We start from the raw sequence: 24,767 nt of genomic DNA, 5'->3' as shown, positions 1-24,767 counted from the left end.
TCATGTGCCCCACCTTCCGATGACGGTCGTTCCAGCGTTTTTCCCCGAGAGGGCGCCGGTGAGGGGATCGGGTCGCGTCCCTCCCGTGATCACCACCCTGCCGACCCCCGCCTCGACCACCGCGATGGCCGAGGTGAGTTTGGGGACCATGCCGCCATTGGCGACCCCTGATTTCAAAAGAGCGTCCGCCTCATCGGCAGACAACGAAGTCAGGACGTGGCCGGCCGCGTCTTTGACGCCCGCGACGTCCGTCATGAGTATGAGACTCTCTGCTTTCAAGGCGACGGCGAGCGCCGCGGCGGCCTCGTCGGCGTTCACGTTGAGGCGCCCGCCCGCGCCGTCGCTCGAAATCGGGGAGATGACCGGGATGAACCCTGCGGCAAGGAGGCATTCGACCAGCCTTACGTCCACCGACTTGATCTCGCCCACGAGGCCAAGGTCCGCCTCTCCCCCCGATAGGGCCCGGGGGGTGTCCATCCCCTTCTTCACGGCGTTGAAAGTATGGCCGTCGCGCCCGGAGATCGAAACGCTTCTCGCGAAAGATCGTTCCAATTCCCCGACGAGCGATTTGCCCACGGCGGCGAGGGTGGCCTCCACCACCGCAAGGGTGGCGTCGTCGGTTACCCGCAAGCCGTTCACGAACCGCGGCTCGATCCCTTGTCTTTTGAGGGCTGCGTCGATCTGGGGGCCGGCGCCGTGGACTATCACGGGGCTTAGTCCTAAGTCGATGAGGCGCACCAGGTCCTGGAGCAATCTTGTCCTCGATGAGGCGTCCTCCATCGCGTGGCCGCCGAGCTTCACAAGCGTGACCCGGCGGCCGTTGGAAGGCGCGGCCCCGCGTCGGGGGAGCGACGATGCGTGTTGCGACACGACGCTTCCACCATGTTGTTGCGACATTGGATCCGCGTTGTCCCTATGTGGTGTATTTCGCATTGATCTTCACGTAGTCGTACGAGAGGTCGCAGCCCCACGCGCGCGCCGAGGAGCGCCCCGAGCCGAGGTCCACTTCTATCTTGACCTCGTCGCTCATGAGGATCTTCTTCAAGAGGCTCTGGTCGGCCGGGATGCCCGCGCCGTTATTTGCGATCTTGACGCGCCCCACGCCGTTCTCCATGTAGAGCGCGACCTTTTCGGGCTTGACCTTCGCTCCGCTGTAGCCGACGGCGGCGATTATGCGGCCCCAGTTCGGGTCCTTGCCGAAGACCGCGGCCTTCACGAGGTTCGATCCCGCGACCGCTAACGCCGCCTTCCGTGCGTCTTTCTCCGTCGAGGCCCCTTTCACGGTGACTTCTATGAGCGCATTGGCGCCCTCGCCGTCGCGTGCGATCTTCTTGGCGAGCGTCACGCATGCAAGGCCCAAGGCTTCGGCGAACACAGTCTCGCTCGCTCCGGCCGTGACTTCGACGCCAGAGGCGCCGTTCGCCATCACCGTGGCCATGTCGTTTGTCGACGTGTCGCCGTCCACACTCACCATGTTGAATGACGCCTCAGTCGCCTCAAGGAGGAGGCTGCGCAGGAGTTCGGGCGCGACCGCAGCGTCCGTTGCCAGGAATCCGAGCATCGTCCCCATGTTGGGGTGGATCATCCCGCTTCCCTTCGCGATCCCGCCGATGCGGAACTTCTTGCCTTTCCAGGACGATTCGACGAGCACGTGCTTGGTCGTCGTGTCGGTCGTGAGTATCGCATCCTCCGCTTTCGCGGGCTTGGCGCCAGAGCGGAAAGCGAGGGTCAACGCGCCGATGCCTTTGCCGATCTTCTCCATGGGAAGCGGTTGTCCGATGACGCCGGTCGACGCGACGATGACCTGAGAGGGGTCGACGCCGATCGCGGCCGCCGTCATGCCGGCCATTGCCTCCGCGTCTTGCATGCCTTTGGCGCCCGTGCAGGCGTTGGCGCACCCGGCGTTCACTACCACTACCCGCGCCTTGCCGCCCGAGTGGGCGAGGTTCTTCTTGGTGACGAGAAGGGGCGCCGCCTTGATCGCGTTCTTCGTGTACACGGCGGCGGCTGTCGCCTCGACGTCGCTCACGATGAGGGCCATGTCGGGCTTTGCCCGCTTCAGCCCTGCGTGCACGCCAAGAGACGTGAAACCCCGGACATCGTCTACACTGCCTTCGATCAGCACTGGTTTGTTCATGGATAGACACCGGTCTTCGGAAGCCCAATGGTCTCATCGAGACCGAGCATGATGTTCATGTTCTGGACGGCCTGCCCCGCGGCGCCTTTCATCAGGTTGTCGATCGCCGACATCGCGACGATGGTCCCAGTCCTTTCGACCCACTTGACGCTCACGTCGCAGAAGTTGCTGAGTCTCACGACCTTCGAATCCGGTGGCGCCTCGGTGAGGCGCACGAAGGGCTCTTCCGAGTACTTCTTCTCGTAATGGGCGGTCAGCATCGCCTGGTCCACCTTGCCCTCGGGCCTCAGGTAGGCGGTGGTCGTTATCCCGCGGTTCATCGGGACGATGTGCGGCGTGAACGTGACTTGGGCGCCAGGCGCCACTTGCGCGATCGCGCCTTCGATCTCCGGCGTGTGCCTGTGGTTACCCACCTTGTACGCGCGGACACTCTCGTTCATCTCGGGGAAGTGCGTCTCAAGGCTGGGTTCGCGTCCGGCGCCCGAGACGCCTGATTTCGAATCGACGATTATCCCGGTCTTCGACGCCAAGCCGAATTCCAGAAGCGGCAGGATCGCAAGGATCGCTCCCGTAGGATAGCAACCGGGGTTGGCGACGACGGAAGCGTCTTTGATGCTCGTGCGGTTGAGTTCTGGAAGGCCGTAAACGGCCTTTGCAAGGAGATCCGGTGCGGGGTGCGTCCCCCCGTACCACGCCGCATGGGTCTTCTCGTCGAGTCTCAAGTCGGCCGAGAGGTCGATGACCTTCGCGCCCGTCTTTGCCACTTGCGCCGAGAATGCGGCGCTTACGCCGTGCGGCAGCGCCGAGAAGAACACGTCCACTGCTTCGTATGCACCCACTGAATGCGGTCGGAACGTGAGTCCCGCCGCACCGTTCAAGTGTGGGAGCGCTTTCTCGACGCGTTTTCCGGCGAACGTGCGTGAGGTGACTGAAGCGACCTCCACGGCCGGGTGGCCGAGCAACAGGCGAAGTAGCTCGGCTCCTGCGTATCCCGTCGCGCCCGCGACTCCGACCTTGACGCTTTTCTTGGCGATCAACTGTATCGGGGCGTTTCATGGTCGCCGGCGGTATTAAGGCAGATGACGACGCGGAGACAGCGCCGGTCACGTGTGTCCGGTTTCGGACAACTAAGCCCGGATTTCCGATGGGCGTTTGTTTCGCGATCACGCGGCCCCGGGCGTCGGATGCCGGGCAGGCAGGCAGACCCCGCATGGGCCGGGCGCCGGCGGCCCGGGTTCCGCCGTGGCACGGTCCGCCGTGGCAAGTTGGGAGGGAACGAACTTGGCTGGCCGGGCGGGAAAGCGATCATCACGGTCGAGCGGGCCTCGCCAAAGAAGCGCAAGAATGCCGAAAAAAAAGAACATTGATGTACAAAAACGCATAAGAAAGTATAAATCTCGCCATCAATAACTACGGTCGATGATCGTCCGCGAACTCCCCATCAGGGAGGGCCCGCTTGAACTCTTTGAACGGATCCTTGCGGCGTACGACGAAGCATACCTTCTCCAGAGCGCGGAAGGGCCCAAGCGGTTTTCGAAATACTCCTTCATCGGATTCGCACCCGCCGGCAAGGTATCCCTCCACCATGGGAGACTGAGGAAAACCGGCGCGGCGCAAGACGTGGCGCCGGACGCCGAGACCTTCGACGAGGTCCTTCGCTCGCTCCTATCCGCCTTCCACCCCACCGAGAGCCACCTCCGCTTTCTCGGCGGCCTCGTAGGATACACGACGTACGAATACGTCCGTGGCCTCGAGAAGGTCCCCGACAACGGCGACTCCGGTTTTCCCCTCCTCGAATACGGGTTGTTCCTCGACGGGATCACTTACCTCCACGATGAGGGCAAGGTCGTGTACGTGAGCGTGGCCGACGACCGGTCGGACGAGATCGCGCACCTTCCGCCCGCCAAGAAGGATTCTCTCCACGTCTCGGCCCTAAGGTGCGACACGAGCGAAACGCGCTTCCACAAGATGGTCGACGCCGCAAAGGGGCGCATACACGACGGCGAGGTCTTCCAAGTCGTCTTGTCAAAGGGGTTCGAGGCCGGTTTCTCCGGGAACCTCCTTGAATTCTACAAGGGCCTCCTCAAGATCAACCCCAGCCCCTACATGCACTACATGAAGTTCGCCGACCGCGAAGTCATCGGGACAAGCCCGGAGATGCTCGTCCAGGTCGAGGGCGATACGGTCGCGACCTACCCGATAGCCGGCACGCGGCCGCTCGGGAAGACCGCCGCCGAGACCGAAGGCTTGAAACGGGACCTCCTCTCCGACAAGAAGGAGCTCGCGGAGCATTCGATGCTCGTCGACCTTGCTAGAAACGACGTCGGGAGGGTGAGCGAGTACGGAAGCGTTCGCGTCCCCGAACTCATGAAAGTCGAGCGATTCAGCCACGTGCAGCACATCGTGAGCCGCGTCGAAGGGAAGCTCCGAAACGGCTTCGATTGCCTGGACGCCTACGATGCGATCTTTCCGGCAGGCACGGTCACCGGCGCCCCGAAGGTGCGCGCCATGGAGATCATCGCCCGCTTGGAGGCGGCGCCTCGAGGCCCCTACGCGGGCTCCGTCGGCTACTTTTCGCTCAACGGGAACCTCGACAGCGCGATCACGATCAGGACGCTTGCGGCGCGGCGGGGGAAGTTACGCGTACAGGCGGGGGCCGGGATCGTCGCGGACTCGACGCCCGAGGGCGAATGGGCCGAGACCGAGGCAAAAGCCAAAGCCCTGACATCGGTTCTGGAGGGATTCGGTTAGATGCCACCACGCATCCTCGTCATCGACAACTACGATTCCTTCACGTACAACCTAGTCCAGTACATCGGCGAATTGGGGGGCGACCCTGTCGTCTACAGGAACGACGCGATCACCCCGGACGAGGTCGCGAAACTCGCCCCACGCGGGATAGTGATCTCGCCGGGACCGGGCAACCCCGCGAAGGAGCGGGATTTCGGCGTCTCGGCGGCGATCCTCAAGACCATCGCCAGGGAGACGCCGACGCTCGGCGTCTGTCTTGGACTCCAAGGCTTTGCGCATCACTATGGCGGCCGGGTCGTCCACGCGAAGTCGCTCATGCATGGAAAGACGTCGGAGATAACGCACGACGGGAAAGGCGTTTTCAAGGGGTTGACGAACCCTCTTACGGGCGGCCGCTACCATTCGCTCGTGGTCGAGGAGAAGAGCCTTCCGGCGGAGATCGAGGTCTCGGCGCGTAGCCAAGATGGCGAGGTCATGGGCGCAAGACACAAGCGCTACCCGATCGAAGGCGTCCAATTCCACCCTGAGTCCATCCTGACCGAGGACGGGAAGAAGTTGATCACGAACTTCCTGGAGATGGCCAAGGAATGATGCCGCGGGGGTGCCTTCGATGAGCGAGACGGGTCCGGCCCACATCCGCGAGCCCCTGACCCGGGTCGTCGAGGGCCACGCCTTGAGCGAATCGCAGGCGGAGGCCGCGATGGACTCGATCATGGCAGGCGGTGTGAGCCACATCCAACTTGCCGCGTTCCTCACGGCCCTCAGGATGAAAGGGGAGACGGTCGAGGAGATAACGGGGTTTGCAAGGTCGATGCGTAGACACTGCTCCAAGATCCACCCAAAAGTCGAGGGCCGCCTCATCGACACGTGCGGCACCGGCGGGGCGGGGATAAAACTCTTCAACGTCTCCACGATCGCGGCGTTCGTCGCGGCCGGCGCCGGGGCCGCGGTCGCCAAGCACGGCAACAGGTCCGCCACGAGACCGTCGGGCTCGGCCGACGTCCTCGAAGCGCTCGGGGCCGACATCGGGATCGATGCCGCAAGAGTCGCGGCTTTGGTGGAGAGGATCGGCATAGGGTTCGTGTTCGCGCCGAACTTCCATCCCGCGATAAAGCACGCGATGCCGGTCCGCAAGGACCTGGGACTTCGCACCGTCTACAACATCCTTGGACCACTCACCAATCCCGCGAACGCGAAAGGCCAAGTGCTCGGCGTCTTCGCCGAAGGACTCGTCATGAAACTCGCCCCCGTGCTCAACCGCTTGGGCGCCGAACGCGCGGTGGTAGTCCACGGCCGCTCCGATGGACCGTGGGGGACGTCGCTACGAGGAGCCGGCATGGACGAAATATCCCTATCCGGGGAGACCGTCGTCGGGCTCCTCGAGAGGGGCGAAGTCACGTACTTCACGATCACGCCAGAAGAGTTCGGCCTGGAACGCCACGATCCAGGGAAGATGGAGCCGCTTGCGCCTCGCGAAAGCGCGTCGCTAGCGCACGCGATTCTCGATGGCAAGGAGAAAGGACCGCGGCGGGACATCGTGCTCCTCAACGCGGCGGCCGCCATCTACGTCGCGGGAAAGGCCGACTCGATGAAGGACGGCCTGGTCAAGGCGCGCGAGTCCCTTGATTCGGGCCGCGCGGCGGGAAAGCTTGCCGCATACGTGGCGGCGACCAGGGAGGTGTAGGAGGTTGGACCACTTGGAGGACCTTGCGTTCCAGGCGCGGGCCCTTGTGAAGTCCGGGTACTACGACGCGCGACCGGCGAAGGTCCGGTCGCGGCCACCGTCGCTTCGCGAAGCGGTGCTCGGGCGCGAGCGGGCCATCATCGCCGAGATAAAACCGGCCTCGCCAAGCGGCGGCGTGCTTCGCCCGGACATTGATGTCTCGAGCTTGGCCAAGGACCTGAAGAACGCGGGTGCTTGTGGCCTCTCGGTGCTCACGGAACCGAAATCGTTCCGCGGCTCGCTCGAATCGCTATCCGCCGCCGGCTCCTGCGGACTTCCGGCGCTCATGAAGGACTTCGTCGTCTCAAGGGCCCAGATCGAGGCCGCGGCGGCGCACGGCGCCAGCGCCGTCCTCCTCATCGTCACTCTTTTCGACAGAAGACTGACCGAGCTGCCACTGGAGACTGCCGTCGATTACGCGCACTCGCTAGGCCTTGAGACGCTTGCCGAGGCTGCCGACGACGGTGAATACCGGACGGCCGCCGCCTCCGGGTCGGACATCCTTGGGATAAACAACCGGGACCTGCCGACCATGACCGTGGACTTGAAGCGTACGATAGCGGTGCTCAAGGCCTGCGGAAAGCTCGGCCCGACGATCTCGCTCTCCGGGGTCGCCTCCCGGCTCGACGCGGACGTCCTGTTCGGGGCCGGCGCCGACGGCATCCTCGTGGGTTCGAGCCTGATGAGGGACCGGGACCCCGCAACCATGCTTCGCAAGATAATCGGAGCGTGAGAGGTTTCATGCCCCGCGGGCGCGTGGAGGGGCACGGACCTTGAACACCATGACTCTCAGGCCGTCGATGGTGCGCGTGCGGATCTCTTCGTTTCGTGAGGCGATAGACGAGCGGTACGTTCCGGCCCCTGTCGTGCAAAGCGGCGGTGTCGGGATTTGAGCCAGGCAACGGGTGGGCGCTTCGGTGCCTACGGTGGCCAATTCGTGCCCGAGACCTTGATGCCGGCGCTCAAAGAACTCGAGGACGCTTACTTGCGTTTCAAGGACGAGCCCGGTTTCGTCGCCGAACTCGAGTGGTTCCACCGCCATTACGGCGGCCGGCCGACTCCCTTGTACTTCGCAAGGAACCTCACCGCACATTGCGGTGGCGCCCAGATCTTCCTCAAGCGCGAGGACCTCGTCCACGGCGGAGCCCACAAGTTCAACAACGTGATGGGGCAGGCTCTTCTGACGAAGCGCATGGGGAAGACGCGCCTTATCGCCGAGACCGGGGCGGGCCAACATGGCGTCGCGACCGCCATGGCCGGCGCCGTCCTCGCCCTACCGGCAGAGGTCTACATGGGCTCGGTCGACATCAAGCGGCAGGCGCTCAACGTCTTTCGCATGAAGCTCATGGGGGCGAAGGTCCACGCGGTGGAGTCGGGTTCGAAGACATTGAATGACGCAATCAATGAGGCCTTAAGGGACTGGGTGACGAACGTGGAGACGACACACTACTGCATCGGGAGCGTGGTCGGTCCACACCCGTTCCCTACGATGGTGCGCGATTTCCAGAGCGTCATAGGGCGCGAGGTGAGAAGACAGGCCCAGGAGCAGCTCGGCCACATGCCGGACTGCCTCATCGCATGCGTGGGCGGCGGAAGTAACGCCATGGGGACGTTCCACCCGTTCAAGGACGACCCGAAGGTCCGCCTCGTCGGGGTCGAAGCGGGCGGCGAGGGCGTGAAGACGCGAAAGCACTCGGCGACGCTTTCCCTCGGCCGGCCGGGCGTCGTCCATGGATCGTTCTCGTACCTGCTCCAAGACCGGGACGGCCAGGTGACCGAGACGCACTCCGTCTCGGCGGGCCTCGATTACCCCGGCGTCGGCCCCGAGCATTCCGCCTTCAAGGACTCCGGACGCGCCGAATACGTCACCGCCACCGACAAGGAGGCCCTTGCGGCGACGCAACTTCTGTCGAGGCTCGAAGGGATCATCCCGGCGCTCGAGCCCGCCCATGCGATCGCGGAAGGCTTGAAGCGCGCGAAGGCCATGTCACCGGATTCCGTGATCGTCGTCACCCTTTCCGGCCGCGGCGACAAGGACATGCACACGATCATGGAGAATCTGGGGTCGAAGCGATGACGAGGGGAAACCTACGTTCTGCCTGGTCACGGCGGGACGCGGGCTTCGTGGAGACGGACCCGGGGTGGCCCTGCCCATGACCCGGCTCGAGGAAGTCTTCTCGGACGGAAGACACGCGCTCATCACGTACCTCATGACGGGCGACCCGACGCTTGAGAGGTCGCGCAGTTACGCAGAGGCCCTCGTAGCGGGCGGTGCGGACATCCTGGAGCTCGGGATGCCGTTCAGCGACCCCGTGGCAGACGGGCCGACGATACAACGGGCCGCTATGCGCTCGCTGGCGAACGGCACCCGGCCGACGGACACCTTCAAGATTGCGAAAACGCTTGGGAAGGCAGGCCGCGCACCGGTCGTGGCGATGGGCTACTACAACCCGATCCTCCAGATGGGGCTTGAGACCTTCGCCTCAAGATGCCGCGAGAGCGGCATCGAGGCGGCCATCGTGCCCGACCTACCCTTCGAAGAGGCCGGGCCGCTGCGCATGTCGATGGAGAGCGAGGGCCTTTCCCTGGTGCTTCTTGCGTCCCCGGCCTGCGACGACGACCGGTTGCGCACGCTCGCCAAGGGCACGAGCGGTTTCCTGTACCTCGTCTCTTCGTATGGCACCACGGGAAAACGCGCGGGTCTTGCGAAGGAGACGCTCGCCCTTGTCCGGCGCGCGAAGTCCATCTGCCGCGAGGTCGGGGTCCCCTTGGCGGTGGGGTTCGGCGTCAAAGAGGCGTCTCAAGCGGCACAGCTCGTGAAGGCGGGCGCGGACGGGGTCATCGTGGGAAGCGCCATCGTGGAGATGATCGAGAGACGCGCCTCACGCTCTAACGTCACCCGGTTCGCGGCTTCACTCAAGAAAGGCATCGGAGCGAAGGCGCTTTGAGCGGGCCACCGGCGTTTCGCTCGGCGGGTACTCCGCTCGTTAGAAAACAGACTTTCCCGAGATAGCTTTATTCCACCGCGGCCGACTGCTCTTCACGGAGGCGGAAGTGGTTGGTCGGTAATCGCCGCCCTAGCGATGCTGCGTCATCGGGGGCACTGTCGAACGTGTTCGTCCTAGCGATGCTCTTGACGCCGGGCCTCACGCCATGGATCGCGTACGAGGCGAAGGCCGACACCGTCACGACCGCACCGGGCCTGCTTCCGACCGGCCGGGAGCGCCTCACGGCGATCGCGGTCGGCTCGGACATCTACGTTTTCGGCGGCTGGGACAAGACGTTCATCAAAGAGATAGTCCGTTACAACACGACGACGGGGAGCGTGACGGCGATGGGAGCGCAACTGCCGACCGGACGGTATGGTGCCTCGGCCGTCTGGACGGGGGAGTACGCCTACGTCTTCGGCGGTTGCACGCCGACCGCGTGCGGCACGAATGAGACGGTCCGCTACGACCCGGCCACCGACACGGCCGTCCTCATGCCGCGGCGCATGTACATCGACCGCTTCTACGCGAGCGCGATATACGATGGCACGCACGCCTACATCTTCGGCGGTTGCGCCCTCATGGTCTGCCCTTGGAACAACATCATGCAGTACGACCCCGCGACGGACAGTTACATGAACATGAGTTCGCGGCTTCCAAACCCTCGGGAACGGACGGCTGCCGTATGGTCGGGAGAGTACGCGTACATCTTCGGCGGCTGCGACGTCGATCAATGCCTCAACCGGCATGGGGGTCCGCTCGACCAGATAGTGAGGTTCGATCCGGCCGCGGATCTTGTCCAGGTCATGGCCGCCCGTCTTCCGGCACCTCTATACCGCACCAGCGCCGCGTGGGACGGCGCCCACGCGTACCTGTTCGGCGGCTGCAACAACACGGATTGCGCAAGCGACCGCATCTACCGTTACGACCCGTCGACGGACAACGCGACCACGATGGACGGCCGTCTTCCCACCGTCCGGTATGGGACGGCGGCGGTCTGGGTGGGAGGCGCGGGTCACGTCGTCGGGGGCTACGACGGCTCATCCTTTTTCCGCCAGATAGTGAAGTACGTTCCGCCACCACCGACGCCTCCATCGGCGCCGCAGGGACTGGTCGCAACGCCTGGTCCCGGCGCAGGCGAGATCTCGCTCACCTGGCAAGCACCTGCGTCAAACGGCGGCGCTCCCATCAGCGGCTACAACGTGTATAGAGGGACAAGCGCCGGTGCCGAGGTCCTCCACGCGGCGATCGGCGGGCAGACGACCCACGTCGATCCGGGCCTTGGCGACGGCGCGACCTTGTACTATCAGATAAGTGCGTCGAACGTGGCGGGGGAAGGTCCCGTGGGCAACGAGGCGGTCGCTAGCACGCCGGCCGTTCCAAGCGCCCCGTTGGCTTTCTCCGCCGTCGCAGGTCCAGGCGCAGGCCAGATCACGCTCGCGTGGTCGACGCCGGTTTCAGGCGGGCCCGTGACGGGATATCGGATACACCGGGCCAGTGCGAGCGGCGCCGAGGTCTTCCTCCTCCAGACCGGACCGGGGACGAGCTACGTGGACCCTGGACTCCCCACCGGCGCGTCGAGATTCTACCAGGTGGCGGCGATGAGCGCGGCCGGCACGGGACCTTTGAGCGGCGAAGCCAACGCGACCACGTTTGCCGCCCCGTCGGGCCCGACCTCGCTTGTTTCCGCGACGGGTGCGGGCGCGGGAACGATATCCCTCACGTGGGCGCCGCCGACGTCGAACGGCGGTTCGCCCGTCACCCATTATCGCATCTACCGCGGGACGACGAGCGGGAGCTTGTCGGTCCTCGCACAGTTCGGCCCTGTCCTGGCGTACGACGACACCGGTCTCCCGAACAACGCCACGCGTTACTACCGTATCTCCGCTGTCAACATCGCGGGCGAAGGCATTCAAGCGTCGGAAGTGTCTGCGGCCAGCATGACGCTAGTGCCCGGAGCACCCCGTAACCTCTCCGCGAAGACGCAACTTACGCCGGGCAATATCCTTCTCTCGTGGCAGCCGCCGTCAAGCGACGGCGGCGACGGGGTCGACAACTATGTGATCTACCGTGGAGCGGCAAGCGGTGGCGAAGTGCCGGTGACGACGCTTGGTAACGTGACTTCTTTCCTCGACACGGGCCGGGGCCTCGGGCCCTGGTTTTACAAGGTGCGCGCGGGAAACGTCGCCGGCACGGGTCCTGAGTCGAACGAGGCGATGACCGTCGGGACCTCACCCCGATTGTGAGCACCGATCCAAAGGTGCGGACTCCGATCGGCGGGCGGCCAAGGTCCGTGCGCACCCATCAGCGCGTTTCGTTCAACCCAGCTTTTCCAGTCGTTTTGCGGCTGCGTCGAGGACTTGGAGGCTCTTTGCGAAGTGGAAGCGGATGAGCGACTTGCCAAGATCGGGGTTCGAGAAGAACGAGCTTCCCGGGACGCCGGCGAGGCCGATATCGCTCACGAGCCACTCCGCGAAGGCACGGTCGTCCGTCTTGGCAGCCTTCGGCGCCTCGACGTCGGCGAAATCGCTCAGGATGTAGTAGGCACCTTCGGGAGGCGTGACCTTGAAGCCGGCGCCTCGTAGCATCGACACGAGCCTTTCACGTTGGTCGAGGTAGCGCGCCTTCAGGCCCGAATAGTAGGATCGTGGAAGCGTCTCGATGGCCGCCGCCACGCCCGCTTGAAGAGGGTGGGGGGCGCCGACGGTGAGGAAATCGTGGACCCGGCGAAGGGCCGTCGAGATGATCTCGGGCGCGATGAGCCAAGCGACGCGCCAACCGGTCATCGAATAGACCTTCGAAGCCCCTTGGATGGTGATGGTCCGCTCCATCATGCCTGGAAGCGATGCGAGCGAGACGTGCCGCGTGTCTCCGTAGGTGAGGAAATCGTATATCTCATCGGTGACGGCGACCACGTCGTTGTCGATGCATAGATCGGCGATGAGTTTCAACTCGTGTCGCGTCAACACCTTGCCGCTCGGGTTGTTCGGGGTGTTCAGTATGATGGCCTTCGTTGTCGCATTGAATGAAGACTTCAGTTCCTCTTCATCGAACGAGAATCCGCGGTCCGGGTAGAGCGGGACGAAACGCGGTCTAGCGCCGGAAAGCGCCGCGTCGGGGCCATAGTTCTCGTAGAATGGCTCTGGCACGATGACCTCGTCTCCAGCGTCGACGAGCGCTAGGCAGGCGGCCATCATCGCTTCCGTGGCACCGCATGTGACGGTCACGTTCTTCTCGGGGTCGGCCTCGATCCCGGCGAACAAACGCGCGTATTTCGGCACGGCGTTCCTGAGTTCGCTCGTCCCCCACGTGATGGCGTACTGGTTCTTTCCCGAATCCATCGCTTTCTTCGCCGCATCGATGGCGACTGAGGGAGGGTCCCAATCGGGGAATCCCTGGGCAAGGTTCACGGCGCCGTGCTTCATTGCGAGCCGGGTCATCTCGCGGATGACCGACTCGGGGAAGAGGTGGACGCGTTCGGCAAGGTGCGGGTCGGAAAGGCGGAAGGAGCGGAGGGAGGACATGGGCCCCGGATGACCGTCAGATAGAAAAAGCTCGTGCCGCGAAGCCCAATGGCCGTTGGCGATCACGACTGAGCGCGCGGCCGCCAGGGGTCTACTGTATCACGACGCTTCTCACACCCTTCGCCGACTTGATCGCTGGGATGACGTCCATCGGGATCGGTTTCTCGGTGACGATGTAGAGCCTCGGCTCGTCGGTGAGCTCCGGGTCGTCGACTATCGCCTGCCTCACGCTGATCCCTTTGGCGGCGACGATGCTAGCGACGTCTGCAAGTATCCCCGCCATGTGGGCGTCGGTCGGGATTATCTCGAGCACGCCCCAGCCGAGTTCCGTGGCGGCGTCTTTGAGGTGCAGCGTCGGCCGGAGTTTGGCGTAAAGGCGTTGTAGGTCGGGTTCTTCGCGGATGGTCTTGACCGTGGCAGAGATCACTCGCCGGTCGACGTTACAGGCCCGCGCGAGCGACGTGTCAGGGATCGATATCTCGGCACAGTATATGCCGTCCTCCCGGACGGATAGGCCGAGCCGAAGCAGCGTCTGGGCGACACGCGTCTGCGCCGGGTACCGCTGGAAGTATTTCGTCAAGGCTTTCCACATATCGACGCCATTGACCGTATTGGTACGTCCCATATTAGCTTTTTACGTAAATGGTCAAAAGTGGCTTTTATCTGAGACTACAATCTAAAGCGGCGGCTTTTCCCTCCGTCATCAATGGTTAAATAGAGGCATTTCGAGTATCCACTGGAGTATCACCGTGTCAATAATTGGCAGAGAGCGAAGGCTCGCCAGAATCATGGACAAACCCTCCGGCACATTTGTGCTGGTGCCCATGGACCATGGCGTTTCCGCCGGGCCGATGGGCGGGATCGAGGACCCGACAGCGACCGTGCGCATTGTCGCCGCCGGCGGAGCGACCGGAATCATTGCGCACAAAGGGCTTGTCCCCGAGATCGCCGGCTCGCTCGGAACCGCCGGTCTCTTCGTCCATCTTTCGGCCTCCACATCCTTGAATCCCGACCCGAACGACAAGCGGCTCGTCTGCACCGTCCCGGAGGCCATCGGTCTCGGCGCCGACGCCATTTCCGTTCACATCAACGTCGGGTCGCCCACGGAAAGCACGCAGCTTGAAGATCTCGGCCGCGTGAGCCGCGAATGCGGCGAATTCGGCCTGCCGCTACTTGCAATGATGTACCCGAGGGGCCCTGCGATCAAGAACCCACACGATGTCACGCTTGTGAAGCACGTCGCGCGCCTCGGAGCTGAACTCGGGGCTGACATCCTCAAAGTGCCTTACACTGGTTCCGTCGAGACGTTCAAGGAGGTAGTGCGAGGGACTTCCAAACCGGTCGTGCTTTCGGGCGGCGCAAAGATGGATTCCGACGAAGCCGTCCTCCAGATGGTCGCCGATTCCATCGAAGCCGGCGGGCGCGGCGTCTCCATAGGACGAAACGTCTGGCAGCACAAGCGGCCCGAACTGATGTGCCGGGCAGTCTCCGAGATCTGCCGTGGGACCGCCGACGTCCGGGCTGCCACGAAACTCCTGAAGGGGTGACCTCGGCCACGACAAGCGACAGGTCGAGACGAGCCGTCCGTGAAAGACGAGGCGGAAGAGAAAAACCGCTTCGCGAACGCTCCATCTGGATCGCCGCACGCACAAAGTCCGACGTGGCCGCGGCACTCGAGCATGGATTCCACTCGATAGCATTCACTGGTCCCCCACCGAAGAATGCGGAGAAACTCGGCCGCTTCGAGCAGATCGTCCTCGATGGCGCCCGCGTCTTCAGGGGCCGCACCGAGATCGGCCGCCGCGTGCGCATCAACGACAAGAGGACCCAGCAGGCGGCATTGAAAGGCCTGGCGCGAGGGAAGGTTACTCTCGTTGACGCGTCGGATTGGAAGATCATTCCCTTCGAGAACCTTGTCGCGGCCGCACAAGCCATGAGCGCCCGCGTCTTTGCCGAGGTCGACACGGCGCAAGACGCCGAACTCCTCTTCAACACGCTCGAAGCCGGCGTGGACGGAGTGCTCCTTCGAAGCGCCCAACGCAAGGAACTCGCGAAGCTTCGCGGCCTCGTCGACCGACTCGAAGCCGACCATATCCGCTTGACGAGAGCGCGGGTCACGTCCCTGAGACTTCTCGGCATGGGCGACCGCGTCTGCGTCGACACGTGTTCCATCATGGGCCACGGTGAGGGAATGCTCGTCGGCTCGTCGAGCGCGTGTCTCTTTCTCATCCACGCCGAATCCATCGAATCGGAATACGTCGCCGCGCGGCCCTTTAGGGTCAACGCAGGCCCCGTCCACTCCTACGTCTTGGCGCCGGGCGGAAAGACGCGGTACCTTTCTGAACTGCGCTCCGGTGACGATGTGCTGCTCACCGACCGGCGAGGACGCACGCGCCACGCGGTCGTCGGACGCGTCAAGATCGAGAGGCGGCCGCTCGTCCTTCTGTCCGTGAGCGCGGGGGGGCGCGACCACTCCGTTATCCTCCAGAATGCGGAGACGATCAGGCTCATGACCGACCGGGGAGCGAAGTCGGTATCCGAAATCCGGCCGGGCGACACGGTGCTCGTGCGCCTCGAAGAGGGGGGCCGGCACTTCGGCATGAAAGTCCGCGAGACCGTGGCGGAGGCTTGAATTGACGCTCCTCGTCGAATCGGTGAAGCAGAAGACCGCCCGACGCACGGTTTCCGTCGCCCAGCGTGCCCGTGGCGACCTCGTCGAGATCCGGCTCGACGCGATATCAGGCCTTACCGATGAGGGCGTCGCGGCTATCCGGGGCTCCTTGCGAAAGCCCCTCGTCGCCACGCTACGGCCCAAGGGACATGGTGGCGACTCTGTACTTCCGGAACCGGAACGCATGAGGCTCCTCTACAAAGCCGCCAATGCAGGCTTCGAGTGGGTGGATCTCGAATATGAGACCGCCCAACTCACGAAGCGGATCAAGCGGATCCACGAGGCGGGCGCCGCGGTCATCGTCTCCGCACATTCGCTACGCGGCACTCCGCCCGCCCGTCGCATACTCGTGGGGCTTCGACGCGCGGTACGCGCCGGGGCGGACGTCGTGAAATACGCCTCCCTTGTCAAGACCGACGATGCTCGACTCCGACTCGTCGATTGCATCGCCGGCGCTCGACGGGAGGGGATCCCCGTCGCCGTCATGGGCTTGGGGGACGCAAGCCTACGGGCCGCGGCACCACTCATGGGGCAGGCGTTGGTCTATTGTCGGAGCACCGGCTCGGCGGCCGCTGCGGGGCAACTACCCGCCCAAGAGATGAGGGCGCACCTTGCGGCCGCGAAAAGGCCGACGACCCCCGCGACGAAGCTCCTCCTTCTCATCGGCAGCCCCGTTTCCCATTCGCTCTCACCCGCCATCCAAAACGCCGCCATCGACGGGGCGGGACTTGATGCACGTTACCTCGCCTACGATGCTGACCAAGTGGAACTCTCATCGCTCTTCGCGGTCCTTCACGGCGCCAACATCCTCGGCGCCAACATCACGGCCCCCTACAAGGAACGGGCCGCACTGCTTCCAGACGAACTCACCGAAGCCGCGCGGCTCACTAATTCGGTGAACTGTCTCCGTAATGACTCCGGGCGTCTCATAGGCCACACGACCGATGGCGAAGGCGCCGTGAGGGCGCTCGAACGGGCGGGCGTCGGACTCGAAGGCGCGAAGGCGGTGGTCTTGGGCGCCGGCGGTTCCGGACGGTCGGTGAGCCTCGCCCTCACGCGCTCAGGCGCCAAGGTCACGCTTCTCAACCGGACGGCGAAGAGCGCCACCGATCTACGCTCGAGGCTTGGTCTTCACGGCGCCGGCGGACTTGAGCTCGCGGAGAAAACGTTACGCGATACGGACGTGCTCGTCAATTGCGCGTCCCCCGCGCCTGATGGGGCGCCCTTGTTCGATTACGCGGCCATCCACTCGAAACTCACTGTCCTCGATGCGGTCTATTCCCCTCCCGTCACGCCGCTGCTCGCAGCGGCCAAGAAGCGTCGCGCGAACGTGGTCAAAGGGACCGAGATGCTTCTCGAACAAGGGATCCTCTCGTTCCAGTTCTGGTTCGACCGGCCCGCGCCGAGGGCCTTGATGCGCTTCGCGATGCTGGAGGCGTCAGTTCGATGACGTCGCTGCGGTCGCCTTCCTTCGTGAAGGCCGCGGGGCCTTGGCCGGAGGGCACGTGGTGAGAGGCGCTGCCACCGTCCATGGGGCAGCGACCATCGTCAATGCTCTTGCCACCGGGAAAGGGGCCGCCTTCGGCATTGGCCTCACGACGACGGCTGAAGTGGAACTAACTGCCGATCCGACGATCGCCGTCGCGATAGAGGGGCAACCCGACGAGACCACGCGCCTTGCCGAGGAGTGCGTGCGCCGCACCCTTGACCATGTTGGCATGAAAGAACAAGGGGCCCGCGCCACGACGAAAAGCGACATTCCTATCTCCCGGGGCCTGAAAAGCAGCTCCGCGGCGGCGAACGCCCTAGTCCTCGCAACCTCCCGCGCCGCGGGTCGCTCCCTTGGGCCCGAGGAAACGATCTCATTGGGCGTCGACGCGGCACTCGCGGCAGGCGTGAGTGTCACGGGTGCCTACGACGACGCCTGCGCGTCCTACTTCGGCGGTGTCGTGGTGACGGACAACGTTTCGCGCCTGCTCATCTCGCGTCGCGAGATCGACCCCTCGCTCCGGATAGCGATATTGGTCCCGGCGCGTCAAATACGAAAGACGGAGGCGGCCAAGGTCGATTACTCGCCCGTAAGAGCGCAGATGGAAGCCTGCCATGGATTGGCCGCCGAAGGCCGATGGATGAAGGCGCTCACTTTGAATGGGATATACTGTTCAGCCGTCGCCGGTCTTTCACTTGAGGCGACGGCGGAGGCGATCAGGGCGGGCTCGCTTGCGGCCGGCCTCACCGGGACCGGGCCTGCCACCGTCGCCGTCTGCAGCGAGGCCACAGTCGATGCCGTGAAGGCGGCGTGGGGAAGACTTGAGGGCGAGATAATCCTCTCGCGGCCGACGAACGGAGGGCTCCTATGACGCTCACGGTCGAACGCTCCGAGATAAGCGGTGTGATCGATGCGCCGCCTTCAAAATCCTACACGCACCGCGCGCTTATCATGAGCGCGCTCGCGAAGAAAGGCCGCATCACGAACCCCTTGCTCTCCGCGGACACGCTCGCGACTCTTGAGGCGCTTGAGCTCTTCGGTGCCGAGTTCACGCCGATAAAGAACGGGTACCGGGTGGAGACGGAGGAGCTGTCGGCGCCTCCCGACGTCATCGACGTGAAGAACTCGGGAACGACGCTACGTCTCCTCTCGGGGTTGGCAGGGCTCCTCCCAGGGACCACCATCTTCACAGGCGATGCCTCCATCCGGCGTCGCCCGATGGGGCCGCTTCTTTCCGCGTTGTCGACTTTGGGCGCCGACGCCTTTTCGAGCCGCGACAACGGTTGCGCTCCCGTCGTCATCACGGGGCCGATGCGCGGGGGGACCGTGACGATTCGCGGTGACGTCTCTTCGCAATTCATCTCGTCGCTTCTCATTGCCGCCCCTCTTGCCGGTAAATCGACGCAGATCACGGTCACCAACGAGATGTTCTCCGAACCCTACGTGGAGGTGACACTCGAGATGCTCGAAGGCTTTGGCGTGAAATGGGAGCGACGCGAGAACTCCTTCAAGACCGGCGGCGGGGAGAAGTACCGCGAGAACCCGTTCAGGGTCCCGGGCGACTTCTCGTCCGCGGCGTTTCCGCTTGCGGCCGCGGCGATCACGGGCGGGCGCGTGAAAGTCCTCGGCGTCGACAACGGCCTCGCCCAGGGGGACAAGGCGATAATCCAACACTTGAGGAAGTTCGGCGCAATGGTCAAGCTTGGACGGGGGTCCGTGGAAGTCAACGGCGGCGACCTCACGGGCTGCGACCTTGATCTCAAGGCCACGCCGGATCTGTTCCCGATCCTTTGCGTCGTCGCGGCGAGCGCAAAGGGCACCTCCACGCTTTCCGGGGCGGCGCATCTACGTTTGAAGGAATCCGACCGGATCAAGGCGATGGCCGAGGGCCTTTCGAGGATGGGCGCAAGCGCCGTGGAGTTGCCGGACGGACTCCGCATCGACGGCGGCAGCCCCTTGCGCGGCGCGAAGATCAACACGTACGGCGACCACCGCATCGCGATGGCCTTCGCGATCGCCGGACTCGTCTCGAGCGGACGCGTCGTCATCGACGACGAATCCTCCGCGGCGGTGTCGTACCCTGGCTTCGTGACGCACCTTCAACGTCTTGGCGCGAAGGCGGTGGTGCGAGAATGAGGATAGACATGGGTCGCCGTTTCGGCCGATCATTCCACGGGCCCCTCGATGCAGGTGGGGAGGGGATCGCATGATGACTTTCGGCGGCGCCCTAAGGATGGCGGTCTTCGGCGAGAGCCACGGGCAAGTGGTGGGCGTGGTCGTCGACGGTTGCCCCGCGGGCCTCGCCCTCGACTTGGATGCGATCCAAAAGGAGTTGGACCGGAGGAGGCCCGGGCAAAGCAAGATCGTCACCCAACGGAAAGAGGGGGACAGGGTGATTGTCGCGTCCGGCGTTCTCGAAGGGACGACCACTGGGGCGCCCATCCTCATGTACATCGAGAACTCGGACACAGACCCTTCGAAGTACCTGGAATTCAAGAGAAGACCGCGGCCCGGGCACGCCGATTTCACGGGCACAATGAAATTCGCCGGGATGAACGACATCCGCGGCGGCGGCATGTTCAGCGGCCGCTTGACCGCGGCCCTTGTCATGGCCGGATGCGCCGCCCGCGTGATCCTGGCGCGCGAAGGGATCAGCGTCACGGCGCACACGACGGCGATCGGCAGGATCGAAGTGGGCCATGAAGTGGGATTCGACGAGGCGAAAGCGAACGTCGAATCGAACCCCGTGCGATGTGCTAGCGCCCCGGAAGCCATGCTCATGGAGAAGGAGGTCACCGACGCCCGTAGCGCCGGCGATTCCGTGGGGGGAATCGTGGAATTCATCGCAGAGGGACTGCCGGTGGGATTGGGCGACCCGTTCTTCGACTCCGTGGAATCGCTTGTGGCGCACCTATGCTTCGCGATCCCCGCGGTGAAGGGCCTGGAATTCGGTGCGGGTTTCGCCTTCACGAAGATGCGCGGCTCGCAAGCCAACGACGCCTACATCATCGAGGGGGACCATGTCCGCACGAGGACGAACAACCACGGCGGCGTCCTCGGCGGATTGACATCAGGGATGCCGGTACGCTTCCGCGTCGCCTTCAAACCGACCTCCTCCATCCCTATCGAACAGGACACGGTCGACCTCGACACGATGCAGCCCGCGAAACTGAGAGTCGCAGGCCGCCACGACCCGTGCATCGTGCCGCGGGCCGTTCCAGTCGTCGAGGCCTGCGGGGCCTTCGTCCTTGCGGACCTGCTTCTTCGAGAGAAGGGGAGGGGTGCGCTTGGCAAGTGACATCCATAGGATGCGACGTGAGATCCATGACGTGGACCGGCGGTTGGTCGAGCTCGTGGCGAAGCGACTGACCTACGCGAGGAGAATCGGCGACCTGAAGCGCGGCCTCAGGCTCCCGATCCGCGATTATCGCGTCGAAGCAGAGGTCATCAGCGACACTTTGAGACTCTGCAGGAAGCGTGGGATCGACCCGGCCGTCGGCGAGAATCTGATGCGGATCCTCATCGCGGCCTCGGTCGATGTACAGAAAGGGGAAGCGCCACCGGGCAAGCGTCGGCGATCCTCTGGGAAGGCCCTCATCATCGGCGGGCGCGGCCGGATGGGCCGATGGTTCGCCGATTATCTGAATTCCCGTGGGATGCAGGTCTCCATCCATGACCCGCGGGGTGCGCCGCGAGGATATGCGAAAGCGAAGGACCTCGAAGCCTCGGCCCGAAGCTCCGACGTGGTGATGATCGCGACCCCGATGGCCGTCGCGGGAAAGGCCGTCGCCTCCATACCTTCAGACTCGAAGGCCCTGACGTTCGACATCTGCAGCCTCAAGACCCCGGTCGCTTCAGCGCTCCGGAAATCCGCCGCGCGAGGGCTGAGAGTGACATCGCTTCATCCCATGTGGGGCCCGACCGCAGGATTTCTTTCTGGAAAGAACCTCGTCGTCGCCTCCGTGGGGAAACTGAAGGCCGACCGTGCGGCGGAGGCGCTCTTCTCCGACACGGCGGTCCGGATCGTGCGCATGGGTCTCGAAGAACACGACGAGTACATGGCTTATGTGTTGGGCCTCGCGCATGCGACCAGCCTAGCCTTTTCCAGGACGCTTGAAAAGAGCGGCCACTCGATCGATGACTTTGCTGACACGGGCGGCCCCACGTTCCAAAAACAGCTCGAACTATCGCGCGAGGTCTCCGCCGAGAACCCCGACCTTTATCGGGAGATCCAAGCCTTGAACCCACAAAATGCGAAAGTGTATTCGGCCCTCGTCCGGGCGATCGAGGAGATACGTGAAGGGAGAAATAGGCCGACACGTTTCCGCCGCATGATGGAAGGCTTGAACCGGTACTACGGCGGTGAAACCAAGTGAACATGCCCGTGGACCGACGAGGGAATCAGTTCGTGGCCTGGCTTGACGAAGTGGGGGCGACGACGTGCGAGTGATGAAATTCGGAGGCGCGAGCCTCACTTCGGGCGCCCAATTCGCGCGTGTGGCCGAGATAATCCGCATGCAGACGGGGCCCCGCGCCGTGGTGCTTTCCGCGATGGAGGGTGTGACCGACCAGATATCCACTAGCCTTCCAAAGATCAAGGACGACGAGGCGCACATCAAAGCCCTCCTTGCAGATCTCCGCCACCGTCACGTGGATGCAATCGAACTCTGCATCAAGGACAACTCTCATCGACTCCAAGCCTCTGAAGAGATAGACGCCCTCCTGCAACGCCTCGAACGCATGCTCTACGGCATATCCTACACCGAAGAATTGACACCGAAGACGCAGGACTATGCGCTCTCATTCGGCGAACGGCTGTCAGTACGCGTCCTCGGCTCGGTCTTACGCGAGATGGGCGTCAAAGCCCGCTCGTGCGATGCCGACGAGATAGGCCTCCTCACCGACGGCGTCTTCGGAGGCGCCTCACCGCTTCTTCACATGATCGAACGCCGCTTCCAGGAGGAACTGAAGCCCCAGATAGAGCAGGGGCTCATCCCGGTGATCACGGGTTTCTTCGGCTGCGACATCGACGGCCACGTGACGACGTTCGGGCGCGGTGGGAGCGACTACTCAGCTGCGATCATCGCCAACGCCTTGAACGCCGAACGGCTCGAAGTATGGAAGGACGTGGACGGTTTCCTCACGGCCGATCCGCGCATCGTCTCGAAGGCCATCCCCGTCGACAGGATGAGCTACGACGAGGCGGCCGAGCTTGCCTATCTTGGAGCCGAGATTTTGCATCCCCGGACCGTCGAACCCGTCGCGAAGAAGAGCATACCGATCGTCGTGAAGAACACGAACCGGCCCGAGGCCGAAGGCACCATCATCGAACGTGTCCCCAACACCGCCCGCAGGGCCCTCATAAGTGTAGCGGCAAAGGACGGCCTCGCGATCCTCAAACTCTACGGGCCCGGGATGGCCTATACGCCCGGTGTCGGGCAGCGCGTCTTCAGCGCCCTTGGTCAATCGCGCGTGAACGTCTACAACATGGCCGCGAGCCAAGCGAACTTCGCGCTGCTTGTGAACTCCAAGGACATCGAATCCGGTCTACGGGCCCTTCAAGCGATGCAGGACGGGATCGTCCAGGGCGTGGAACCGATCGACGGGATGAGTCTCGTCTGCGTCGTCGGCAAAGGGATCGGCGCCGTGCCGGGAACGGCGGGCCACATATTCACCGCGGTCGGAAAAGCCGGAGTCAACGTCGAGATGATAAGCGTTGGCGCTTCGGACATCGCCTTGAACTTCGTCGTGAAGACGGCGGACAAGATGAAGGCCATAACCGCGGTACACGAGCATTTCCTCAACCAGGTGCACAAATGAAGATGGAGCGGACGTCCAGGACGCTTGCGCCCGCCGATGTGTGCGAGCGACTCCCAAGAAAGGTGAAAATGTGAAGGTGGCGATAGTAGGGGCGACCGGGGCTGTTGGACAGCGATTCATTTCGCTGCTTCAAGACCATCCATGGTTCAAGATAACGGCACTCGTCGCCTCCGAACGTAGCGCCGGAAAGACGTACGCCGAGGCGGCGAACTGGGTGCTGAACGATGCGATGCCCAAGGCGGTCGCGTCCATGCCAGTCCTCGCTTCCGACGATCGCCTGGACGCGGACCTCGTCTTCTCGGCGATCCCCAGCGGCACCGCGGGCCCCATCGAGGAAAAACTATCGGGCGCTGGTCTACGAGTGTTCTCGAACGCGCGTGACCACCGGATGGAAGCGGACGTTCCCCTACTCATACCGGAAGTGAACCCGGAGCACGTGGCGCTCGTCGAAGTGCAAAAACGAAGGCGACGCACCGACGGCTACATCGTCACGAACCCGAACTGCGCGGCAGTCGTCGTCACGATGAGCTGGAAACCGCTCCACGAGAAGTTCAAGATCAAGAAAGCAGTGATCACGACGATGCAAGCAATAAGCGGGGCGGGCTATCCCGGCGTCCCGTCGCTCGACATCACCGCAAACGTGATCCCGTTCATCGGCGGCGGCGAAGAGGAAAAGGTCCAGACCGAACCGCTGAAGATGCTGGGGAACTTCGAGAACGGCGCCGTGAAAAACGCCGCATTCCCCATTTCGGCGACCTGTACCCGAGTCCCCGTCGAAGAAGGCCACAGCGCCGTCGTCAACCTCGAATTCGAGCGCATCACCAACGAGAACGAGATCCTCGAAACGTGGAGCCAATGGACGGCCGAACCGCAGAAACTCAAGACGCCGCTCGCACCGCTGCGCCCGCTCCACGTGAAACGGGAAGAGAACCGTCCCCAGCCGAGACGTGACTGGAACCTCGAAAAAGGCATGGCGGTCTCGGTGGGCCGATTGAGGAAGGACAACGTCCTGCATTACAAGTACTTCGTGAGCGGGAGCAACACGGTGAGGGGAGCGGCGGGCGGGTCGATCCTCAATGCAGAGTTGATGTACGCGAAGAAGATGCTGTGACGAGAGCATCGCGGATTCCGCACACGCGCTCTTATGCGGGAAACAGGGCGCGCACCAGCACCCTTTTTCATGGTGTGGGAGGCGCCAACTGAGACTTTGCAGGGACGCCGTTCCGCGAGGGCCGCTATCTCATGGCGCCGCTTATCCTCGTGGAATCGGTCCGAGCGACTTCCGGAGTTCGCGAATGACAGAGTCGAACGGTGCTAGGTCTTTCGTGAGCCTGGCGAGAGCCGTTTCCCAGTGCTGGCCGGCGTCAACGAGGCGGTTCTCGTCGAATATCAATCGGGGTTCGAAGGGAACGGCTGTGAGCTTGCACTTTCGGATGAGAAGCACCCTCGTCTGCGTGAGGTCGTAATTGCCCTCGCGCAGGAGCCGCCAAACGTCGTAGTAATCGCGCGCATAGCCGCGTTGCATGATGTGTGCTGTAACTTCCTAAACCGGCCCCTTTTGTAACTCCAAAAACGACCCGGGCAAACGGGCTAAAACCCGTCGACCCTGACCCCCGACCGGTGGTCCTGGTGAAGCCCGTGTTCGATGATCCCAACGTGTTGGCG

At 63.7% G+C, this 24,767-nt stretch carries 22 protein-coding genes; 16 read left to right on the top strand and 6 right to left on the bottom strand.

The window, feature by feature from the left end; genetic code table 11:
- Genes argB through HY556_00100 form a run of 3 tightly spaced genes read right to left on the bottom strand, consistent with a single transcriptional unit; the run spans window position 1 to window position 3,171 of the window.
- A complete protein-coding gene (gene argB, locus HY556_00110; GenBank protein ID MBI4392188.1) occupies window positions 1–897 on the bottom strand; it encodes an acetylglutamate kinase in 897 nt (298 codons plus the stop codon).
- Between the two features lie 16 nt (window positions 898–913).
- Window positions 914–2,137 carry a bifunctional glutamate N-acetyltransferase/amino-acid acetyltransferase ArgJ gene (argJ, locus tag HY556_00105; GenBank protein MBI4392187.1) on the bottom strand — a complete coding sequence of 408 codons (1,224 nt, stop codon included), beginning with the start codon at window positions 2,135–2,137 and terminating at the stop codon, window positions 914–916.
- On the bottom strand, window positions 2,134–3,171 hold the full coding sequence (locus tag HY556_00100; protein ID MBI4392186.1) for an N-acetyl-gamma-glutamyl-phosphate reductase: 1,038 nt from the start codon (window positions 3,169–3,171) through the stop codon (window positions 2,134–2,136). The genes argJ and HY556_00100 overlap by 4 nt, the downstream gene beginning before the upstream one ends.
- Before the next feature lie 385 nt (window positions 3,172–3,556).
- On the opposite strand from HY556_00100, the gene HY556_00095 reads away from it, so the two are divergent.
- From HY556_00095 to HY556_00065, 7 genes are all read left to right on the top strand, one after another.
- Window positions 3,557–4,888: an anthranilate synthase component I family protein gene (locus HY556_00095; GenBank protein MBI4392185.1), complete on the top strand. Its 1,332-nt coding sequence runs from the start codon at window positions 3,557–3,559 to the stop codon at window positions 4,886–4,888.
- Window positions 4,889–5,479 carry an aminodeoxychorismate/anthranilate synthase component II gene (locus HY556_00090; protein MBI4392184.1) on the top strand — a complete coding sequence of 197 codons (591 nt, stop codon included), beginning with the start codon at window positions 4,889–4,891 and terminating at the stop codon, window positions 5,477–5,479.
- Window positions 5,480–5,498: 19 nt separating this feature from the next.
- On the top strand, window positions 5,499–6,572 hold the full coding sequence (gene trpD / locus HY556_00085) for an anthranilate phosphoribosyltransferase (GenBank protein MBI4392183.1): 1,074 nt from the start codon (window positions 5,499–5,501) through the stop codon (window positions 6,570–6,572).
- 4 nt (window positions 6,573–6,576) lie between these two features.
- Window positions 6,577–7,344, top strand: a complete 768-nt coding sequence (locus tag HY556_00080; GenBank protein MBI4392182.1) for an indole-3-glycerol-phosphate synthase — start codon at window positions 6,577–6,579, stop codon at window positions 7,342–7,344.
- A gap of 219 nt (window positions 7,345–7,563) precedes the next feature.
- The gene (trpB, locus tag HY556_00075) at window positions 7,564–8,688 is read left to right on the top strand and encodes a tryptophan synthase subunit beta (protein ID MBI4392181.1); all 1,125 of its coding nucleotides are present in this window, start codon (window positions 7,564–7,566) and stop codon (window positions 8,686–8,688) included.
- A 76-nt stretch (window positions 8,689–8,764) separates the two neighbouring features.
- Complete coding sequence (locus tag HY556_00070; protein MBI4392180.1) at window positions 8,765–9,559, top strand: tryptophan synthase subunit alpha; 795 nt, start codon at window positions 8,765–8,767, stop codon at window positions 9,557–9,559.
- A gap of 164 nt (window positions 9,560–9,723) precedes the next feature.
- A complete protein-coding gene (locus HY556_00065; GenBank protein MBI4392179.1) occupies window positions 9,724–11,844 on the top strand; it encodes a fibronectin type III domain-containing protein in 2,121 nt (706 codons plus the stop codon).
- Between the two features lie 72 nt (window positions 11,845–11,916).
- Here HY556_00065 and HY556_00060 read toward each other — a convergent pair whose 3' ends face one another.
- On the bottom strand, window positions 11,917–13,122 hold the full coding sequence (locus HY556_00060; GenBank protein ID MBI4392178.1) for an aminotransferase class I/II-fold pyridoxal phosphate-dependent enzyme: 1,206 nt from the start codon (window positions 13,120–13,122) through the stop codon (window positions 11,917–11,919).
- Between the two features lie 91 nt (window positions 13,123–13,213).
- Window positions 13,214–13,747: a regulator gene (locus HY556_00055; protein MBI4392177.1), complete on the bottom strand. Its 534-nt coding sequence runs from the start codon at window positions 13,745–13,747 to the stop codon at window positions 13,214–13,216.
- A 124-nt stretch (window positions 13,748–13,871) separates the two neighbouring features.
- On the opposite strand from HY556_00055, the gene HY556_00050 reads away from it, so the two are divergent.
- From HY556_00050 to asd, 9 genes are all read left to right on the top strand, one after another.
- Complete coding sequence (locus HY556_00050; protein ID MBI4392176.1) at window positions 13,872–14,669, top strand: class I fructose-bisphosphate aldolase family protein; 798 nt, start codon at window positions 13,872–13,874, stop codon at window positions 14,667–14,669.
- A complete protein-coding gene (locus tag HY556_00045) occupies window positions 14,666–15,754 on the top strand; it encodes a 3-dehydroquinate synthase II (protein ID MBI4392175.1) in 1,089 nt (362 codons plus the stop codon). The genes HY556_00050 and HY556_00045 overlap by 4 nt, the downstream gene beginning before the upstream one ends.
- 1 nt (window position 15,755) lies before the next feature.
- On the top strand, window positions 15,756–17,243 hold the full coding sequence (locus HY556_00040; protein MBI4392174.1) for a type I 3-dehydroquinate dehydratase: 1,488 nt from the start codon (window positions 15,756–15,758) through the stop codon (window positions 17,241–17,243).
- 58 nt (window positions 17,244–17,301) lie between these two features.
- Window positions 17,302–18,153, top strand: coding sequence for a shikimate kinase (locus HY556_00035; GenBank protein MBI4392173.1), 852 nt, complete (start codon window positions 17,302–17,304; stop codon window positions 18,151–18,153).
- Window positions 18,150–19,418: a 3-phosphoshikimate 1-carboxyvinyltransferase gene (gene aroA, locus HY556_00030; GenBank protein ID MBI4392172.1), complete on the top strand. Its 1,269-nt coding sequence runs from the start codon at window positions 18,150–18,152 to the stop codon at window positions 19,416–19,418. The genes HY556_00035 and aroA overlap by 4 nt, the downstream gene beginning before the upstream one ends.
- A gap of 70 nt (window positions 19,419–19,488) precedes the next feature.
- On the top strand, window positions 19,489–20,580 hold the full coding sequence (gene aroC / locus HY556_00025) for a chorismate synthase (protein MBI4392171.1): 1,092 nt from the start codon (window positions 19,489–19,491) through the stop codon (window positions 20,578–20,580).
- The gene (locus tag HY556_00020) at window positions 20,570–21,658 is read left to right on the top strand and encodes a prephenate dehydrogenase/arogenate dehydrogenase family protein (protein ID MBI4392170.1); all 1,089 of its coding nucleotides are present in this window, start codon (window positions 20,570–20,572) and stop codon (window positions 21,656–21,658) included. Before aroC ends, HY556_00020 begins: the two co-directional genes overlap by 11 nt.
- A 64-nt stretch (window positions 21,659–21,722) precedes the next feature.
- Window positions 21,723–23,102, top strand: coding sequence for an aspartate kinase (locus tag HY556_00015; protein ID MBI4392169.1), 1,380 nt, complete (start codon window positions 21,723–21,725; stop codon window positions 23,100–23,102).
- A gap of 40 nt (window positions 23,103–23,142) precedes the next feature.
- Window positions 23,143–24,213 carry an aspartate-semialdehyde dehydrogenase gene (asd, locus tag HY556_00010; protein ID MBI4392168.1) on the top strand — a complete coding sequence of 357 codons (1,071 nt, stop codon included), beginning with the start codon at window positions 23,143–23,145 and terminating at the stop codon, window positions 24,211–24,213.
- A 141-nt stretch (window positions 24,214–24,354) separates the two neighbouring features.
- On the opposite strand, the gene HY556_00005 is transcribed toward asd, so the two are convergent.
- The gene (locus HY556_00005; GenBank protein MBI4392167.1) at window positions 24,355–24,627 is read right to left on the bottom strand and encodes a nucleotidyl transferase AbiEii/AbiGii toxin family protein; all 273 of its coding nucleotides are present in this window, start codon (window positions 24,625–24,627) and stop codon (window positions 24,355–24,357) included.
- Window positions 24,628–24,767 lie beyond the last annotated feature (140 nt).

This window comes from Euryarchaeota archaeon (assembly GCA_016207515.1).
In the GTDB taxonomy this organism is placed as follows: domain Archaea; phylum Thermoplasmatota; class SW-10-69-26; order JACQPN01; family JACQPN01; genus JACQPN01.
The sequence above is the reverse complement of the archived record's forward strand: the minus strand, read 5'-3'. Positions and strand labels throughout refer to the sequence as shown.

What these genes read in the sequence shown, in the direction of transcription:
- aroC (MBI4392171.1), top strand. Translation starts at nt 19,489, where the DNA reads ATGATGACTTTCGGCGGCGCCCTAAGGATGGCGGTCTTCGGCGAGAGC.
- HY556_00005 (MBI4392167.1), bottom strand. Translation starts at nt 24,627, where the DNA reads ATGCAACGCGGCTATGCGCGCGATTACTACGACGTTTGGCGGCTCCTG.
- aroA (MBI4392172.1), top strand. Translation starts at nt 18,150, where the DNA reads ATGACGCTCACGGTCGAACGCTCCGAGATAAGCGGTGTGATCGATGCG.
- HY556_00055 (MBI4392177.1), bottom strand. Translation starts at nt 13,747, where the DNA reads ATGGGACGTACCAATACGGTCAATGGCGTCGATATGTGGAAAGCCTTG.
- trpD (MBI4392183.1), top strand. Translation starts at nt 5,499, where the DNA reads ATGAGCGAGACGGGTCCGGCCCACATCCGCGAGCCCCTGACCCGGGTC.
- argB (MBI4392188.1), bottom strand. Translation starts at nt 897, where the DNA reads ATGTCGCAACAACATGGTGGAAGCGTCGTGTCGCAACACGCATCGTCG.
- HY556_00070 (MBI4392180.1), top strand. Translation starts at nt 8,765, where the DNA reads ATGACCCGGCTCGAGGAAGTCTTCTCGGACGGAAGACACGCGCTCATC.
- argJ (MBI4392187.1), bottom strand. Translation starts at nt 2,137, where the DNA reads ATGAACAAACCAGTGCTGATCGAAGGCAGTGTAGACGATGTCCGGGGT.
- trpB (MBI4392181.1), top strand. Translation starts at nt 7,564, where the DNA reads ATGCCGGCGCTCAAAGAACTCGAGGACGCTTACTTGCGTTTCAAGGAC.
- HY556_00090 (MBI4392184.1), top strand. Translation starts at nt 4,889, where the DNA reads ATGCCACCACGCATCCTCGTCATCGACAACTACGATTCCTTCACGTAC.
- HY556_00095 (MBI4392185.1), top strand. Translation starts at nt 3,557, where the DNA reads ATGATCGTCCGCGAACTCCCCATCAGGGAGGGCCCGCTTGAACTCTTT.
- HY556_00060 (MBI4392178.1), bottom strand. Translation starts at nt 13,122, where the DNA reads ATGTCCTCCCTCCGCTCCTTCCGCCTTTCCGACCCGCACCTTGCCGAA.